Raw genomic sequence first — 15,040 nt, forward strand, 5'->3', positions numbered from 1 at the left:
CGGTTCAGGGCGCCAGGTACTGCTTGGAGATGCCCGCGCCCACCGTGTACTTCGGGTCCACGAAATTCCCGAGCCGCACCTTGCCGCACTGGCTCAGCATCATGTAGGCGTCCCAGCGGTCGTAGCCGTACTCCGCTTCCATCCAGAGGATGAGTTCCTTGTACGCGATACGGGTCGCGTCCTCCAGCGGCCGTGCGCTGCCGATCGCCATGATCATGTCCTGGGTCTCCAGCCGCGGCCATTCGAGCTTCCAGCCCTTGATGAGGTCCACGCGGATGGTCGTGAGGCTCGGGTACTCCACCGCCGTGCCGCATACCTCGCCGTCGCCCTGGCAGGCGTGCGCATCGCCGATGAAGAGGCGCCCGCCCGCGGTGCGCACCGGCAGGTAGGTGATGCTGCCGGGCCCCATGTCGGGCAGGTCCATGTTGCCGCCGTGCTGGTCGGGCGTGAGGCTGTTGATCGAGTCGATCTCGGGCGAGCAGCTCAGCGTGCCGATGTGCGGCCTGTAGGGCAAGGTGACGCGCTTGCTCCAGTAGACGCCCTCTTCGTCGACGTCGATCTTGCGCACCGTCTCGGGCAGCGGCTGGTTCAGCAGCGCGGTGAAGGCCGTGCCGCTGAGCGCGCCGAAGTCCGGGATCATGCAGCAGGTGCCGCGCGGATTGGGCCCGCGCGGCGCCATCGATTCGATGTGCACCGCGACCGTGTCGCCGGGCTCGGCGCCCTCGATCATGATCGGCCCGTTCTGCGGGTTCACGAAGGGCATGGTCAGCACCTTGGAAGGCAGGTCCTGCTCCGTCTTCACCTTGCCGTCGAAGGCGTCGCGCGTCTCCACCACGATGCGGTCGCCGGGCTTCACCGTCATCACGGGCTCGGTGTAGGGGCCGATGGTGAAGTGGAATTTGCCCTGCTTCGCTTCGGTGAGCTCGTGCGTGTCCACGCTGCGCCCGCGGCCCAGGCCTCGCGTGTGCATGATCGATTGGTCGAACCAGTTCATCCGGTGTTCTCCTTGATGGGTTTTGTTCAGAGCATCAGGTGCGCGCGCACCGCCTGCGCGTTCATCTGGCCGGGCTCGATGCACCCGACGATGCGGCCCTTCTCCATGACGTAGGCACGCTCGCCCACGTCCAGGATGGTGTCCAGGTTCTGCTCCACGAAAAGAATGGTGGTGCCCAGGTCGCGCCGTATCGCGCGCAGCACGTCGCAGATGAGCTGCACGATCGAGGGCTGGATGCCCTCGGAGGGCTCGTCCAGCAGCATCAGCGCGGGGTTCCCCACCAGCGCGCGGCCGATGGCCAGCTGCTGCTGCTCGCCGCCCGACATGGTGCCGGCCTGCTGGTTGCGGCGCTCCGCCAGCCGCGGGAAATATTGGTAGACCAGGTCGGGCTGCTTCTTGCCGCGCGGGCCGCCGACCAGCTCGCCCACCATCAGGTTCTCCGCCACCGTCATGCGCGCGAACACCTCGCGCCCTTGCGGCACGTAGCCGATGCCCAGGCGCGCGCGCGCATCGCTCGACAGCGTCGCGATGTCCTGCCCCTGCAGCCGCACGCTGCCGCCGCGCGTGCGCAGGAGGCCCATCAGGCAGCGCATGGTGGTCGTCTTCCCGACGCCGTTTCGGCCGATGAGGCTCACGATCTCGCCCTTGCGCACCTTCATGTCCACGCCTTGCAGGATGGGCGTCGCGCCGTAGCTGGCCTGCAGCCCTTGCAATTCGAGGATCGTCTCAGTGGTCATGCGTCTTCCCCAGGTAGATCTCGGCCACGCGCGGGTCCGCGATGATTTCGCCGATCGAGCCTTCGGCGAACACCTTGCCGAAGTGCAGCACCGTCACGCGCTGCGCGATCTGGCGGATGAAGGCCATGTCGTGCTCTACCACCAGCACCGTCATGCCCTCGGCGTTGAGCTTCTGGATCAGCTCGCCGGTCTTGAAGGTTTCCTCGGGCGAGAGGCCCGCGGTGGGTTCGTCCATCAGCAGCAGCACCGGCTTGAGCGCGAGCGCCATGCCGATCTCCAGCCACTGCTGCTGGCCGTGGGCCAACTCGCCCGCGGGCTTGCTGGCATCCTGCGCGAGGTCGAGCAGTTCGAGCAGCCGGTCCTCCTCGCGCTTGAGGTCCGCCAGGCGCGTGTGGTGCTGCAGCGCGATGTGGATGTTCTGCCGCACCGGCAACTCCTTGAACACGCTGGGCGCCTGCATCTTGATGCTCATGCCCTGCTGCACGCGCTGGAACGGGCGCTCGCGCGTCACGTCGCGCCCCTGGAACGCGATGCTTCCTTCCGAGGCCTCGTGCGTGCCGACGATGAGCTTGAACAGCGTGCTCTTGCCCGCGCCGTTGGGCCCGATGAGGCAATGGATCTCGCCCTGGCGCACCGACAGGTCGACCTCCGACACCGCCGCATGGCCGCCGAAGCGCTTGGACAGCGCCCGTGTCTCGAGCAAGGCGTTCATGCGCGCGCCTCCTCTTGCACCGTGGACGCCGTGGGCGCCGCTTGCTCCTTGGACGGACGGCGGCGCCCGAACAGCCGCCGCACCGCCTGCACCACGCCGATCACGAAGCCCTGCGGCGCCACCATCACTGTGCACAGCAGCATCGCGCCCATCAGCAGCAGCGCCGCCTGCTGGCTGTAGACCGTGATCGTCTGGAAGGCCCAGAGCACCAGGAACGAACCCACCAGCGTGGCGGTGATGTCACCCCGGCCCGAGAACGCGACCCACACGATCGGCATCGCCGCGGCCGGCAGCCCCACGCTCGCCGGCGTGATGAACTGGCCCCACGAGGTGTAGAGCACGCCGCTCAGGCCCGCCAGCGTCGAGCCGATCACGAAGGTGGCCAGCTGGTATTTGCGCACGTCGTAGCCCAGCAGCTCGGCGCGCTGCGGGTCTTCGCGCACCGCGACGATCACGTTGCCGAAGCGCGAGTTCAGCATCATGCGAAGGCCCAGGTACACCGCGAGGATCAGGCCCACCACCAGGTAGTACAGCGCGATGCCATCGAACACGAGCGGGTCGTCGCCGAACCACGGGATGTTCAGCGGCGCCATGTCCTTCATGCCGTTGAAGCCGTTCAGCCGCGCGCTGCCGATGTGCCATTCGGGCCCGGCCGTCTGGCCGAGAAAGAAGGCCAGCACCAGCGTGGCCGACAGCGTGACGATGCCGAAGAACACGCCGCCCACGCGCCCCCAGATCATGAAGTAGCCCAGCACCGCAGCGGCCGCCGCCGCCAGGCACAGCGCGATCGCCAATGCGAGGAACGTAGTGCCCGCATCGCCGCCGAAGTTGACCGCCGCCACACCGTAGCCGTAGCCCGCGATGCCGAAGAAGAAGGTCTGCCCGAACGACAGCATGCCGCCGTAGCCCCACACCAGGCACAGGCCCATGGCCATGAACACCCAGGTGAGCAGGTAGGCCATGTTGCCCACGTCGTAGCCGTCGGCGAAGGCCGGGTACAGCAGCACGGCCGCAAGCACCGCGATGAAGGGAAGCCAGAAGACGCGCGTGGCACCCAGCGTCTGCGGCCCGTTGATGAGTTGGAACATTCGTGTGACTCCGTGCAGGGTTCAGCGCGTCTTGCGGGCCAGCCATCCGGACACCCCTTCGGGCAGGATGCGGATCACCACGATGACGGCCAGCAGCATGCCGATCTGCCCCACGATCTGCCCGCCCCAGCCATTGAGGCCGGTGCGGATGACCGCGAGCAGGATGCCGGCCGGCGCGGTGCCCAGCAGCACATTGGCACCGCCCACCACCACCGTCACGAAAGCCTCGACCAGGAAGGCCGCGCCCATCGTGGGTATCAGCGTCATGGTGGGCGCATAGAGCGCCCCGCACAGGCCCGCCAGCGCCGCGCCGATGCCGAAGCTCAGTGCATACACGCGCCCCACGCGCACGCCGGTGGCCTGCGCGATCGATGCGTTCTGCATCGTGGCCCGCGCATGCACTCCGAAGCGCGTTCGCATGAAGATGAAATAGATGCCGCCCAGCACCGCCACGGCTGCCGCGAACAGCACCATGCGGTAGACCGAGAAGGTGTAGTCGCCCACCACGAAACTGCCCTCGGGCGTGCCCACGCCGGTGAGCGTGGAGCCGAAGACCAGCAGCATGCCCTGCGTCACGATGAGGCTCAGACCCCAGGTGGCGAGCAGCGAATCGAGCGGCCGCTTGTAGAGCTTGCGCACCAGGCTCCACTCCACGGCCACGCCGATCAGCCCCGCGGCGAGCGTGCCGCACAGCTGCGCGAGCGGCAGCGGAAAGCCCGCGTGCACCAGGCCGACGGTGACGTAGGCGCCGCACATGATGAATTCGCCATGCGCCATGTTGATCACGCCCATCATCCCGAACACGATGGCCAGGCCGGCCGCCGAAAGAATGAGGAACGCGAACACGTCGGCGAACTGGTAGAAGAACGAGAAGATTTCGGCGAACACCGCTGCTCCCTGCTGGACCGGTCGATCGGAGGCGTCAGAGCTTCTTGGGCAGGTCCGACGGCGTGTACTGCTTGCGGTCGTTCTTCTTGGTCAGGTCGCAGCCGATCTGGCCCAGCCAGTACGGCTGGATCGTTCCGTAGTCCTTGAGGACCTTCACGTTGTGCTTCTCGTCCACTGCGATGAGGCGCATCTCGTGCGAGGCATGCTGGCTCTTGGGGTCGATGCACACCTTGCCTTCGGCCGCCTCGATGCAGGCCTCGCCCGCGGCGATCACCTTGCGAATGTCCGCCAGCTTGGTCGACTTGGCCTTCTCGACCATCGTCTTGTACATGTAGAGCGCGTTGTAGGCGTTGTAGCCCATGTCATTGATATAGGGCTCGTTCGGGAACTTGGCGTGCCAGCGCTTCTTGAACTCGTTGGCCGCGGGGGTGTCGATCTCCTCGAACCAGTTGGCCGTGGCGTGCATGCGGTTGAGCGCGGGCGGCGCGAAGCGCTTGTGCTCGAAGCCCAGCATGACCTTCACCGAGGAGCCCATCGGCAGGTTCAGCTTGGCGGCCGCGGCCTGCTCGAAGAACGAGTCCTGCGCGGCGCCCACGTTGAGCATCAGCAGCCAGTCGGGCTTGGCCTTCTGGATGTTCTGGATGGTCTGCGCGAACTGCGAGACGCCCAGCGGAATGAATTCTTCCCCGACCACCGTGCCGCCCACGTCCTTGAGGATCGTGCGGTTCCACTCGGCGGAGATCTGGCCGAAGTTGTAGTCGGCGGCGACCACGTAGACCTTCTTGCCGAACTTCTCGACCATGTACGGAATGAGCGTGGAGAACTGCTGCTCGGGCACCGCGCCCATGCTGATCATGTTCGCATCGCACACGCCGCCTTCGTACTGGTTGGTATAGAAGTACGGCGTCTGCGTGCGGTCGACGATCGGGCGAATGGCTTCACGCGAGGCCGAGGTGATGCCGCCGATCAGCACGTCCACCTTGTCCTTGCTCAGGAGACGCCGCGTGAACTCCTGGTAGCGCGCGTTGTCGCCCTGCGGGTCCAGGTGGATGAGCTCGATCTGCCGGCCCAGGATGCCGCCGGCCTTGTTGATCTCTTCCACCGCCAGTTGCGAGCCGTTCAGCTTGGGCTTGCCCAGCACGGCGAGGTCGCCCGAGACGTCTTCCATCAGGCCGACCTTCAACGGCTCGGCCGCCAGGGCCGCGGTCGCGGCGGTGGCCAGCACCATCGTGCAGCCCAGGGAGAAAAGCGCGTGACTTAGTTTCATGGTGATGTGCTTTCAGGAGAAGGAAAAAGAAAAGAAAGGAAAGCGGGAAGCCACGGCGGCTCAGAGCGCCGGGTGCCGGCGGTGCCAGTCGGTGACCTGCTGGAAGGCCGCGCCGGCGCGCACCAGCAGCGCCTCGTCGAAATGCCGCGCGACGAACTGGAACGCCACGGGCATGCCGCCCGCGGTGAAGCCGCCGGGCAGCGTGATGGTCGGGCTGCCGGTCATGTCGAACGGGCAGGTGTAGCGCAGCATCGCGGCCATGAGGTCGGCATCGACGCCCATCTGCGCCATGCGCTCCATGGTCGGCGAGGCGATGCCGGTGGCGGGGATCAGGAGCAGGTCGATGTCCTCGAACATCGCCCTCACCTTGCCGCTGAAGTCGTGGCGGCGCAGCACGATCTTCTGGTAGTCCACGCCGCGCTGTGCGAGGCCCAGGTCGATGAGGCCTGCGACCGCCGGGCCGTACATGTCCTTGCGCGACGGATAGGTCTTCTCGTGCACCACGGCGGCCTCGATGCCGCACAGCGGGAACCAGTCCTCGATGGCCTGCGCGGGATCGGGAAAGCGCACCTCGCGCAGGTCGCCGCCGAGCGTGCGCACCGCGGCGATGGCGGCGTCCAGCACCTCGCGCGTGGGTGCGTCGACGCCCTCGGTGGTCCAGCGCGTGTCGATGCCGATGCGAAGGCCCGCGATGCCCTTGCCGATATCGGCGAGGTAATCTGGCACTGGCGCGAGGCTGGCGGTCGGGTCGTTCACGTCGGCGCCGGCAATCGCGCCGAGCATCGCGCCCGCATCGGCCGCGCTGCGGGTCATCGGGCCGATGTGGTCCAGCGTCGCGGCCAGCTCGAAGGCACCGTAGCGGCTCACGCGGCCCCAGGTCGGCTTGAGGCCCGTGAGGCCGTTGGCGGCCGAGGGAAAGCGGATCGAGCCGCCGGTGTCGGTGCCCAGCGAGCCGTAGCACAGGCCCGCCGCGGTTGCCACGCCCGAGCCGCTGGACGACACGCCCGGCCAGTGCGCCGCATTCCATGGGTTGACCGGGGGCGAGACCGAGGGGTGATGGTCCGCATAGGCGCTTTCGGTGAGCTGCAGCTTGCCGAGGATGACGGCGCCCGCCTCGCGCAGCTTGCGCACCACGGTGCCGTCGGTGGTGGGCACGAAGTCCTTGTAGAGCGTCATGCCGGCGGCGGTCGGTACGCCTTCGGTCCAGCACAGGTCCTTGATGGCGATCGGCACGCCGTGCAGCGGGCCGCGGATCTCTCCCTTGGCGATTTCTGCTTCGGCGCGCGCCGCCTCGGCGAGCGCGGAATCCCCGAGCACGCGCACATAGCTCTTGAGCTTTCCGTCGAGCGCGCCGATGCGCTCGAGTTGCGCCTTCGTCACCTCTACGGGCGACAGTTCCTTGGCCTGGATGCGGCGGCCGACTTCCAGAAGTTCGAGGTAGTGCAGATCGTTGTTCGGCATGACTGGGAGACTCCGTTTCGTTGTGGACTGGTGCGAGGAACAGGCTTGTCTGAAGCTGTCCATCGAAGGTATCGAAGGGCCGCCGCGCACGCTTGGCTCGCAGCGCCATTGCGATGTGCTGGACCGGCCAGCGAAGTTTTTCAGCCGAGCACGGGCGCGCGCTTGTGGAAGGCCGTGGCCTCCTGGAAGGCCTGGCCCGCGCGCAGCAACGCGGCCTCGGCGAAGGGCCGGCCGATGATCTGCATGCCGATGGGCAGGCCGTCCGGATCGAAACCGCAGGGCACGTTCAGCGAAGGCAGCCCCGTGAGGCTCGCGACGCCGGTGAACTGCATGATTGCGGAGAGCATGTCTTCGTCCTGCCCGGGTTCGATCTCCACGCGCGTCTCGCCGATGCGGGTGGCGACGAAGGGCAGCGACGGGCAGACGAACACGTCCACCTTCCTGAAGGCCTCGAGGAACTCGGCGCGCAGCAGCGCACGGTAGCGCTGGGCCTGCAGGTACTGGGTGGCCAGCAGCAATTCGCCGGCCTCCAGCAGGGTGCGCACGTCGTCGCCGTAGTCCTGGGGGCGCTCGCGCAGGTTGCGCTGGTGGTAGGTGCTGGGCTCGGCCGATTCGATGGTGAGCTGCGCGGAGATGTTGCCGTGGATGTTGCCGATGTCGATGTCGACCAGCTCGGCGCCCAGGTCGACAAAGGTGGCCAAGGCCTCCTTCACCGCGTCGTGTACCGGCGCCTGCAGGTGCTCGAAGAAGTAGCCGGGCACGATGCCGATGCGCAGGCCGCGGCAGCCGCCGCCCAGGTCCTTCAGGTAGTCGTCGCAGGCGCGTTGCGCGCTGCCCGCGTCCTTCGGATCGAAGCCCGCGATGGCGCCGAACATCAGCGCGCAGTCTTCGACGGTGCGCGTCATCGGGCCCACCGTGTCCATGCTCCATGCGAGCGGAATCACGCCGTGGTTGCTGACCCGCCCGTAGGTCGGGCGCAGGCCCACGATGCCGTTGATGGCCGAAGGCAGGCGGATCGAGCCGCCCGTGTCGGTGCCGATCGCGCCGAAGCAGAAACGCGCGGCCACCGCCACCGCCGAGCCGCCGCTGGAGCCGGCCGGAAAGCGCGCCGGGTCCCAGGGGTTGCGCACCGCGCCGTAGTGCGGATTGGCCGAGGTGCCGCCCCAGGCGAACTCGTGCATGTTGGTCTTGCCGATGAAGATCGCGCCGGCCTGGCGCAGCCGCGTGGTGACTGTGGCGTCGGCCTCGGGCAGCCAGTCGGCCAAGATCTTGCTGCCCGCCGTGGTGCGGCTGCCGCGCACCGCGACGTTGTCCTTCAGCGCGATCGGAATGCCCTGCAGCGGACCGAGCTCGTGGCCCGCGCCCGAGAGCAGTTCGGCGGCGCGCGCGACCTGCATCGCCTGCTCCTCGAACACCGTGATGAAGGATCGGAGCACGCCGTCGTGCGCGCGGATGCGTGCGAGCGATGCCTCCACCAGCTCCACGGGCGAGACCTTGCGCTCGCGCACCAGGCGCGCGGCTTCGGCGAGGCCGAGTTCGAGCAGCTCGCTCATGCGGCGTCCTCGGGCAGGTCGTGCGCATGCGCGAAGGCGGTGACCGGCATCAGCTCGCGGTAGGCCGCATCGCTCATCTTGCGGCTCAGTTCGTTGGCTGCGGGAATCCAGGCGGACAGCACCACCTGGACCGCGGCGCGGCGCTCGGGGCTCAGGTCCAGGGCCGCGCAGCGGGCGAGCGCGCCGGCATCGACCGCATCTGCGGGCGGGGAAGCATTCATCGTCGTCTCCGTTCGTGAAGGAAGCTTTGTGGACTTCACGATAGGGAGCAACGCCGCGCGCGGCTTGGCTGCAAGAGCCAGCGCGATGGGCTGGAACCGCCAACCTCCCGCGCGCGGCGGAATGCGGGCTGTGGTGACGCTCCTAGTGCCCGCGCAGCAGCGTCTGCGGCGTCACGCCATAGGCCTTCTTGAAGACCCGGCAGAAGTGCGAGAGATCGCTGAAGCCGTACTGGAACGCCGCCTGCGTGACCTGCCGCACGCGGCCTTCGCGCAGCGCGCTGTGGCTCGCCTCCAGCCGCTGCTTCCAGAGCCACTGGATCGGCGTGGTGCCGTGCTCGGCGAACACACGCGCGAGCGTGCGGGCGGACACGTGCTGCGCGGTGGCGATCTGCTCGACGTCGAGTTCGCAATCGTCCAGGTGCGCGGCGATGTAGTCGCGCGTCTTCTGGAACAGCGCAGTGTGCGAGGACTGCACGGCGTCGGTGCATCCGACCTGGAACTGCAGCACCGCCGAGAGCATGTCCAGCAGCGAGCTCGCAAGGCTGGCCTGCATGCCCTCCTGCCCCGACAGCTCGAGCACCGCCGCTTCGCGGATCATGCTGCCCAGCAGCCTGGCGATGGGGTGGCCGTTGGCCAGGTGCATGGCCGTGAGGTTCTGGGCCTCGGGAAACCGGCACAACAGCTGCAGCCGCGGAATGCGCACGAGCAGGTTCGACTCGGGCAGGAGATCGAAGGTGAAGGGGCGCGCAGCGTCGTAGAGCACGATGTCGCCGTTGCGTTGCACCACCTCGCGGCCGGACTGCGACAGCACGCCGTGCCCGGACACCATGAGGCTCAGCATGAAGTCTTCGTTCGGCCCGCTGCGCAGGTGCTGCGCATCGCGTTCCCAGTAGTGGCGCGGCGAGGACATCTCGGCCAGCGTCAGGTTGCCGAGCGAGCGGACGGAAAAGTGTGCGTTGAAGTGCTCGCGGTCAGGCACGCGGCTCGCAGCCGGAATGAAGTGCTTGCGCACCACATCGCTCCAGTAGTCGAAGCGCTGGCTGCGTTCGACCGTGTCCGTTGAGTAGTCGAGGTTCATGCTGCGAACGAATGGACGGTGCCACCGGCGGGTGGAATACCAAAACCCAAGCAACAATCGTGCCCCTGCGTCGGCCGGCTTCGCTGCGTTGCGGGCACTCTAGCAAGCGCCCGCCCCGGCGGCGTCGGGGCTGACCCTACGTCAGATCCGCCCCAGCGCCTTGTCCACGCCCTTGTTGGCCAGCATGTCGGCCCGTTCGTTGCCCGGGTCGCCCGAGTGGCCCTTGACCCAGCGCCATTCGATCGTGTGGCCGCCCTCGGCCACCAGCTTGTCCAGCCGCTGCCAGAGCTCTACGTTCTTCACTGGCTGCTTGCTGGCGGTCATCCAGCCCTTGGCCTTCCAGCCGCGGATCCACTCGGTGATGCCCATGCGCACGTACTGGCTGTCGAGGTAGAGCAGCACCTTGCAGGGCCGCTTGAGCGCGGCCAGGCCTTCGATGACGGCGGTCAGCTCCATGCGGTTGTTGGTGGTGTTGAGTTCGCCGCCGAACAGTTCCTTTTCGGTGGCGCCCGACTTGAGCCACGCGCCCCACCCCCCGGGTCCGGGGTTGCCCTTGCATGCACCATCGGTGTAGATCACGACTTCGTTCAAGCTCTCTTTTCCTTGTTTCTCTGTATTCGATTCAATCTGCTCAATCAATCCGTCTGGTCCGGTTGGTGCCGATGCACCTTGCCCGCGATCGACACCGGTGCGGTAGCGCGTGCCGCGGCCCGGCGCCAGTCCGCGCTCAGGAGGCGCATACCGCGCACCCGTTTCACGGCCACCAGGAAGTACGCCGCCCCGAAGATCGGCCACCAGCGCTCGCCCACCTTGTCCATCCACCGGCAGCGTTCCAGCCAGGCCTCGCTGCGCACCGCGGGCCGGTAGACGCCGAAGCGGCCCGATTCCACCTCGAAGCTCAAGAGCCTCAGCCAGTCGCGCATGCGCCAGTAGCCGATGAACTCCCCGCCTTCGGGCAGGTAAAGATCGCCGATGCCGAGCTTGCGGTACAGGTGCGCGCGCCGCTGGCGCATGCCCCAGAGGCTGGCCGGGTTGAGCCCGCAGATCACCACCCGGCCCTCGGGCACCAGCACCCGCTCGACCTCGCGCAGCGTGGCGTGCGGATCGGGACTGAGTTCCAGCGCATGCGGCATCACCACCAGGTCGAGGCTGTTGGCCGCGAACGGGAGCGCCGTGAAGTCGGTCAGGAGCGTGGCCTTGGCCGGCCGCATCGGGTCGCTCAGCGCCAGCCAGCGGTGCGGCATGCGGTTGGTGCGCAGGCCCTCGACCTCGGCTGCGCCCAGCTGCAGCGCGTGGTAGCCGAACACATCGGCCACCGCCTGGTCGAACTGGGCCTGCTCCCACGCGAGGAGGTAGCGTCCCGGGGGGGTCGCGAACCAATCCTGCAAACCTATAATTTGACCGCTCATGACCCTCGTTCCGCTGCCCGCCTTCGCTGACAACTACATCTGGATGCTGCACGACGGGTCCAGCGCCATCGTCGTGGATCCGGGCGACGCCCAACCGGTGTTCGATGCGCTCGCGCACCACAAGCTGCAGCTGGCCGCGATTCTAGTCACGCACCACCACGCCGATCACACCGGCGGCGTGGCTGCCCTGCATGCCGCAACGGGCGCGCCGGTGCACGGCCCCGCCCGCGAACGAATTCCCGAGCCCTTCACGCCGCATGTGCAAGGCGACATCGCCGAAGCGCTCGGCCTCAGCTTCGAGGTCATCGACGTGCCGGGCCACACGGCCGGCCACATCGCCTACTTTCTTCCGGCCGCCGAAGGCCGCTCGCCGCTGCTCTTTTGCGGCGACACGCTGTTCTCGGGCGGCTGCGGGCGCCTCTTCGAAGGCACGCCCGCGCAGATGCTGGCCTCGCTCGATGCGCTCGCCGCGCTGCCCGGCGACACCCGCGTCTGCTGCGCCCACGAATACACACTTGCTAACCTGCGTTTCGCCCGCGCGGTGGAACCGGGCAATGCCGATCTGACTCACTACAACGCGCGCTGCGAAAGCCTGCGCGCGCAAGGGCAGCCCACACTGCCCGCGCAGCTGGCGACCGAACGCCTGATCAACCCCTTTCTTCGCAGCCGCGAAGCCACTGTCCTTCGAGCGGTGCGCAAGCACGCCGAGCTTTCCGCCGATGCGGCCGAAGCCGATGTGTTCGCCGCACTGCGCCAATGGAAAAACGACTTCCGATGAAATTTATCGCTGCCACCTGCCTTGCAGGTTCACTGGTGCTCGCAGGCTGCGCGGCACCGACCGACACCCCTTCATCCTCCTCCAGCACTTCCCCCAAGACCGGCGCCACCGCCGGCGGCACCGGCCCCAAGGTCGCCGGCAGCGCGGCTCCCGTCTACCCGCGCGACGCGCTCTCTCCCCTGTCCAGCAGCGAGGCCCATTCGCAGAGCGTGGTCACGCTGGCTCCGCCCGCCGACATGTGGGACCGCATCCGCCGCGGCTTCAAGATGCCCAACCTCGAGAGCGACCTGGTGCGCGACCGCGAGCAGTGGTATGCGAGCCGGCCCGACTACATCCAGCGCATGACCGAGCGCTCGAACAAGTACATGTTCCACATCGTCGAGGAACTCGAGCGGCGCAACATGCCGACCGAACTCGCGCTGCTGCCCTACATCGAGAGCGCGTTCAACCCGCAGGCCGTCTCCAGCGCGCGCGCCGCGGGCATGTGGCAGTTCATGCCGGCCACCGGCACCGACTTCGACCTCAAGCAGAACATCTTCCGCGACGACCGCCGCGACGTGCTGGCCTCCACCCGCGCCGCGCTCGACTACCTGCAGAAGCTCTACGGCATGTTCGGCGACTGGCAGCTCGCGCTGGCCGCCTACAACTGGGGCGAAGGCAGCGTGAGCCGCGCCATCGCCAAGAACCAGCGCGCGGGCCTGCCCACCACCTACAGCGACCTCAACATGCCCGCCGAGACGCGGCTGTACGTGCCCAAGCTGCAGGCGGTGAAGAACATCGTGGCCAATCCGCAGGCCTTCAACGCCGAGCTGCCGCTGATCGCCAACCACCCGTACTTCCAGACCGTCACGCTCACCCGCGACCTCGACGTGGAACTGGCCGCCAAGCTGGCCGACGTGCGCATCGAGGACTTTCGCGCGCTCAACCCGGCCGCGCACAAGCCGGTGCTGATCGCCGCGGGCACGCCGCAGATCCTGCTGCCCTGGGACAACGCGGCCGTGTTCCAGCGCAACTTCGACGCCTACTCGCAAGGCCAGTACGCCAGCTGGACCGCCTGGGTCGTGCCCAACACCATGACGGTGGCCGACGCCGCCCAGCGCTCGGGCATGAGCGAAAGCGACCTGCGCGCGATGAACAACGTGCCGCCGCGCATGCTCATCAAGGCCGGCTCGACGCTCATCGTGCCGCGCGGCGCCCGCGTGAAGGAAGACGTCGCGGCCGTGGTGGCCGACGGCGGCCACCTGAGCTTCCAGCCCGAGATCGTCAATCGCCGCACCACCGTCAAGGCCGGGCGCAACGACAGCGTGGCGAGCATCGCGCGCCGCTACAAGCTTGCCCCCTCCAACGTGGCCGAGTGGAACGATGTCAAGCCCAACCACGCCTTCAAGCGTGGCTACAGCGTGGTCGTGTACCTGCCGGTTCGCGCGGCGCCCGCGGCCCGTGTCGGTGCCGGCGTGGCGGTGGCGCGTGGCCATGCGGCCGCAGCCTCCTCGAAGCGCGGCGGCGCGCCTGCCCAGGCCAGCACGGCCCGCGGCAAGAACGTCGTCAAGGTTCCTGCGGGCGGCAAGCAGCAGGTCGTGCGCGAGAAGCGCGGCGGCACGCCCTCGAAGAAGAAGCGCTGACGCCGGCGGCGCTTGCGGCTCAGTGCGCCTCGGCCGCCCACGCCCGGCGGCGCACCACGGCTTCCAGTGCGGCCACGGCAATCATCACCACCGTGGTCAGCGTGCCCACCACCAGCACCGTCAGGTGCGACGCGAACACTGCCAGCGCCGCGAGCGCGATCAGCCCGTAGAGGTGCGACTGCGGCAGGAAACCGCGCACCACCCGCTTGAACAGCGCATTGCCGAAGAGGTAGATGGCCGGCCCGCCCAAGAGCGGCCCGAGGTACTTGAGTTCGGCATGGTGTGAGCCCTCGCCGATCACGAGTTCGTCCGCGACCGCGCACACGATGATGCCGGCCACCAGGATCACGTGCGTGTAGTGGTAGTTGGCGCCCATGCGGCCCGGGTCCTTCGCATGCTCGATCGCATGCGTGGCTTCCTTGGCGCTGGTGTCGAAGTACATCCACCACATGGCCAGGCTGCCCGCGAAGCCCACGAGCAGCGCGTACACGTCGACCAAATGCCACTCGGCGTGATGGCCGAACGCGATGCCGCTCGCCAGAATGGATTCGCCCAGCGCCACGATCACGAAGAGCTGGCAGCGCTCTGCGAGGTGGCCGCCGTCGATGGTCCACTCCGCGGTCGAGGAACGCCCCAATCCTGGAAAGACCAGCCCGACCATCGGCGCGACGTATTCGCACAGCACACCGACGAACCAGAACCCGAGGCGCCACGGCCCTTCGGACAGCCCGCCCGCGATCCAGAACACCGCCGCCACGCAGTTCCACGCCAGCAGCCGCCGGAAGTTGGGCGCCAGCGGGCTCTTGCTGCCGACCGCGATCAGCATGCAGAAGGTGCGCCCCACTTGGATGGCCGCGAAGCACGAGGCGAACACCAGCCCCCGCTCGGCAAACGCGCCGGGCAGCGCCGACGCCATCACCATGGCCAGCAGCATCACCCCGAACAGCATGCCCCGGATGCGCAGCGACCCCGGGTTGAACCAGTTGGTGGCCCAGGCGGTGTACTGCCAGCCGAGCCAGACGGCGAACCACATCACCAATGTCTGCAGCGCGCCCAGGAGGCTCAGGTGGTCCAGCAGATAGTGCGACAGCTGCGTGACTGAGAACGCATAGACCAGGTCGAAGAACAGTTCTTCGTTCGAGACCCTGGCGGCCTCGTTGCGCGATCGCAAAGTCGTTGGCAGTCCGTTTTTCTTGCTCAACATGACTCTCTCCCTTTCAGATTTCGAATTT

At 67.7% G+C, this 15,040-nt stretch carries 15 protein-coding genes; 2 read left to right on the top strand and 13 right to left on the bottom strand.

The genetic code is table 11. The features are described 5' to 3' along the window. Positions 1-4 precede the first annotated feature (4 nt). From GNX71_RS19215 to GNX71_RS19270, 12 genes are all read right to left on the bottom strand, one after another. The gene (locus GNX71_RS19215) at positions 5-994 is read right to left on the bottom strand and encodes an acetamidase/formamidase family protein (RefSeq protein ID WP_206173800.1); all 990 of its coding nucleotides are present in this window, start codon (positions 992-994) and stop codon (positions 5-7) included. A gap of 26 nt (positions 995-1,020) precedes the next feature. Next, positions 1,021-1,731, bottom strand: coding sequence for an ABC transporter ATP-binding protein (locus GNX71_RS19220; protein ID WP_206173801.1), 711 nt, complete (start codon positions 1,729-1,731; stop codon positions 1,021-1,023). Beyond that, positions 1,721-2,443, bottom strand: a complete 723-nt coding sequence (locus GNX71_RS19225; RefSeq protein WP_206173802.1) for an ABC transporter ATP-binding protein — start codon at positions 2,441-2,443, stop codon at positions 1,721-1,723. Before GNX71_RS19225 ends, GNX71_RS19220 begins: the two co-directional genes overlap by 11 nt. After that, complete coding sequence (locus GNX71_RS19230; RefSeq protein WP_206173803.1) at positions 2,440-3,531, bottom strand: branched-chain amino acid ABC transporter permease; 1,092 nt, start codon at positions 3,529-3,531, stop codon at positions 2,440-2,442. The genes GNX71_RS19225 and GNX71_RS19230 overlap by 4 nt, the downstream gene beginning before the upstream one ends. 21 nt (positions 3,532-3,552) lie before the next feature. Beyond that, positions 3,553-4,419: a branched-chain amino acid ABC transporter permease gene (locus GNX71_RS19235; RefSeq protein ID WP_093432021.1), complete on the bottom strand. Its 867-nt coding sequence runs from the start codon at positions 4,417-4,419 to the stop codon at positions 3,553-3,555. Positions 4,420-4,453: 34 nt separating this feature from the next. Further along, positions 4,454-5,686: an urea ABC transporter substrate-binding protein gene (locus GNX71_RS19240; protein ID WP_206173804.1), complete on the bottom strand. Its 1,233-nt coding sequence runs from the start codon at positions 5,684-5,686 to the stop codon at positions 4,454-4,456. A 60-nt stretch (positions 5,687-5,746) separates the two neighbouring features. Next, positions 5,747-7,147 (bottom strand): amidase, encoded by a 1,401-nt coding sequence (locus GNX71_RS19245; protein WP_206173805.1) that lies wholly within the window; start codon positions 7,145-7,147, stop codon positions 5,747-5,749. Positions 7,148-7,287: 140 nt separating this feature from the next. Further along, positions 7,288-8,700, bottom strand: coding sequence for an amidase (locus tag GNX71_RS19250; protein WP_206173806.1), 1,413 nt, complete (start codon positions 8,698-8,700; stop codon positions 7,288-7,290). Beyond that, positions 8,697-8,921: a hypothetical protein gene (locus GNX71_RS19255; protein ID WP_206173807.1), complete on the bottom strand. Its 225-nt coding sequence runs from the start codon at positions 8,919-8,921 to the stop codon at positions 8,697-8,699. The genes GNX71_RS19250 and GNX71_RS19255 overlap by 4 nt, the downstream gene beginning before the upstream one ends. 142 nt (positions 8,922-9,063) lie before the next feature. Next, positions 9,064-9,999, bottom strand: a complete 936-nt coding sequence (locus GNX71_RS19260) for a helix-turn-helix domain-containing protein (RefSeq protein ID WP_206173808.1) — start codon at positions 9,997-9,999, stop codon at positions 9,064-9,066. A gap of 141 nt (positions 10,000-10,140) precedes the next feature. Then, entirely contained in the window at positions 10,141-10,590 is a 450-nt protein-coding gene (gene rnhA / locus GNX71_RS19265) for a ribonuclease HI (RefSeq protein WP_042576760.1), read from the bottom strand. A 44-nt stretch (positions 10,591-10,634) separates the two neighbouring features. Then, positions 10,635-11,408 carry a class I SAM-dependent methyltransferase gene (locus GNX71_RS19270; RefSeq protein WP_241026980.1) on the bottom strand — a complete coding sequence of 258 codons (774 nt, stop codon included), beginning with the start codon at positions 11,406-11,408 and terminating at the stop codon, positions 10,635-10,637. Here GNX71_RS19270 and gloB point away from each other — a divergent pair. Together gloB and GNX71_RS19280 are read left to right on the top strand one after the other, a co-directional pair. Next, positions 11,407-12,186, top strand: a complete 780-nt coding sequence (gene gloB, locus GNX71_RS19275; protein WP_206173809.1) for a hydroxyacylglutathione hydrolase — start codon at positions 11,407-11,409, stop codon at positions 12,184-12,186. The two genes, GNX71_RS19270 and gloB, sit on opposite strands and share 2 nt — an antisense overlap. Then, positions 12,183-13,808: a transglycosylase SLT domain-containing protein gene (locus tag GNX71_RS19280; RefSeq protein WP_206173810.1), complete on the top strand. Its 1,626-nt coding sequence runs from the start codon at positions 12,183-12,185 to the stop codon at positions 13,806-13,808. The genes gloB and GNX71_RS19280 overlap by 4 nt, the downstream gene beginning before the upstream one ends. 19 nt (positions 13,809-13,827) lie before the next feature. Here the strand turns inward: GNX71_RS19280 and GNX71_RS19285 are convergent, their stop codons facing one another. Next, a complete protein-coding gene (locus tag GNX71_RS19285) occupies positions 13,828-15,012 on the bottom strand; it encodes a low temperature requirement protein A (RefSeq protein WP_206173811.1) in 1,185 nt (394 codons plus the stop codon). Between the last annotated feature and the right edge of the window lie 28 nt (positions 15,013-15,040).

Source organism: Variovorax sp. RKNM96 (assembly GCF_017161115.1).
In the GTDB taxonomy this organism is placed as follows: Bacteria; Pseudomonadota; Gammaproteobacteria; order Burkholderiales; family Burkholderiaceae_C; genus Variovorax.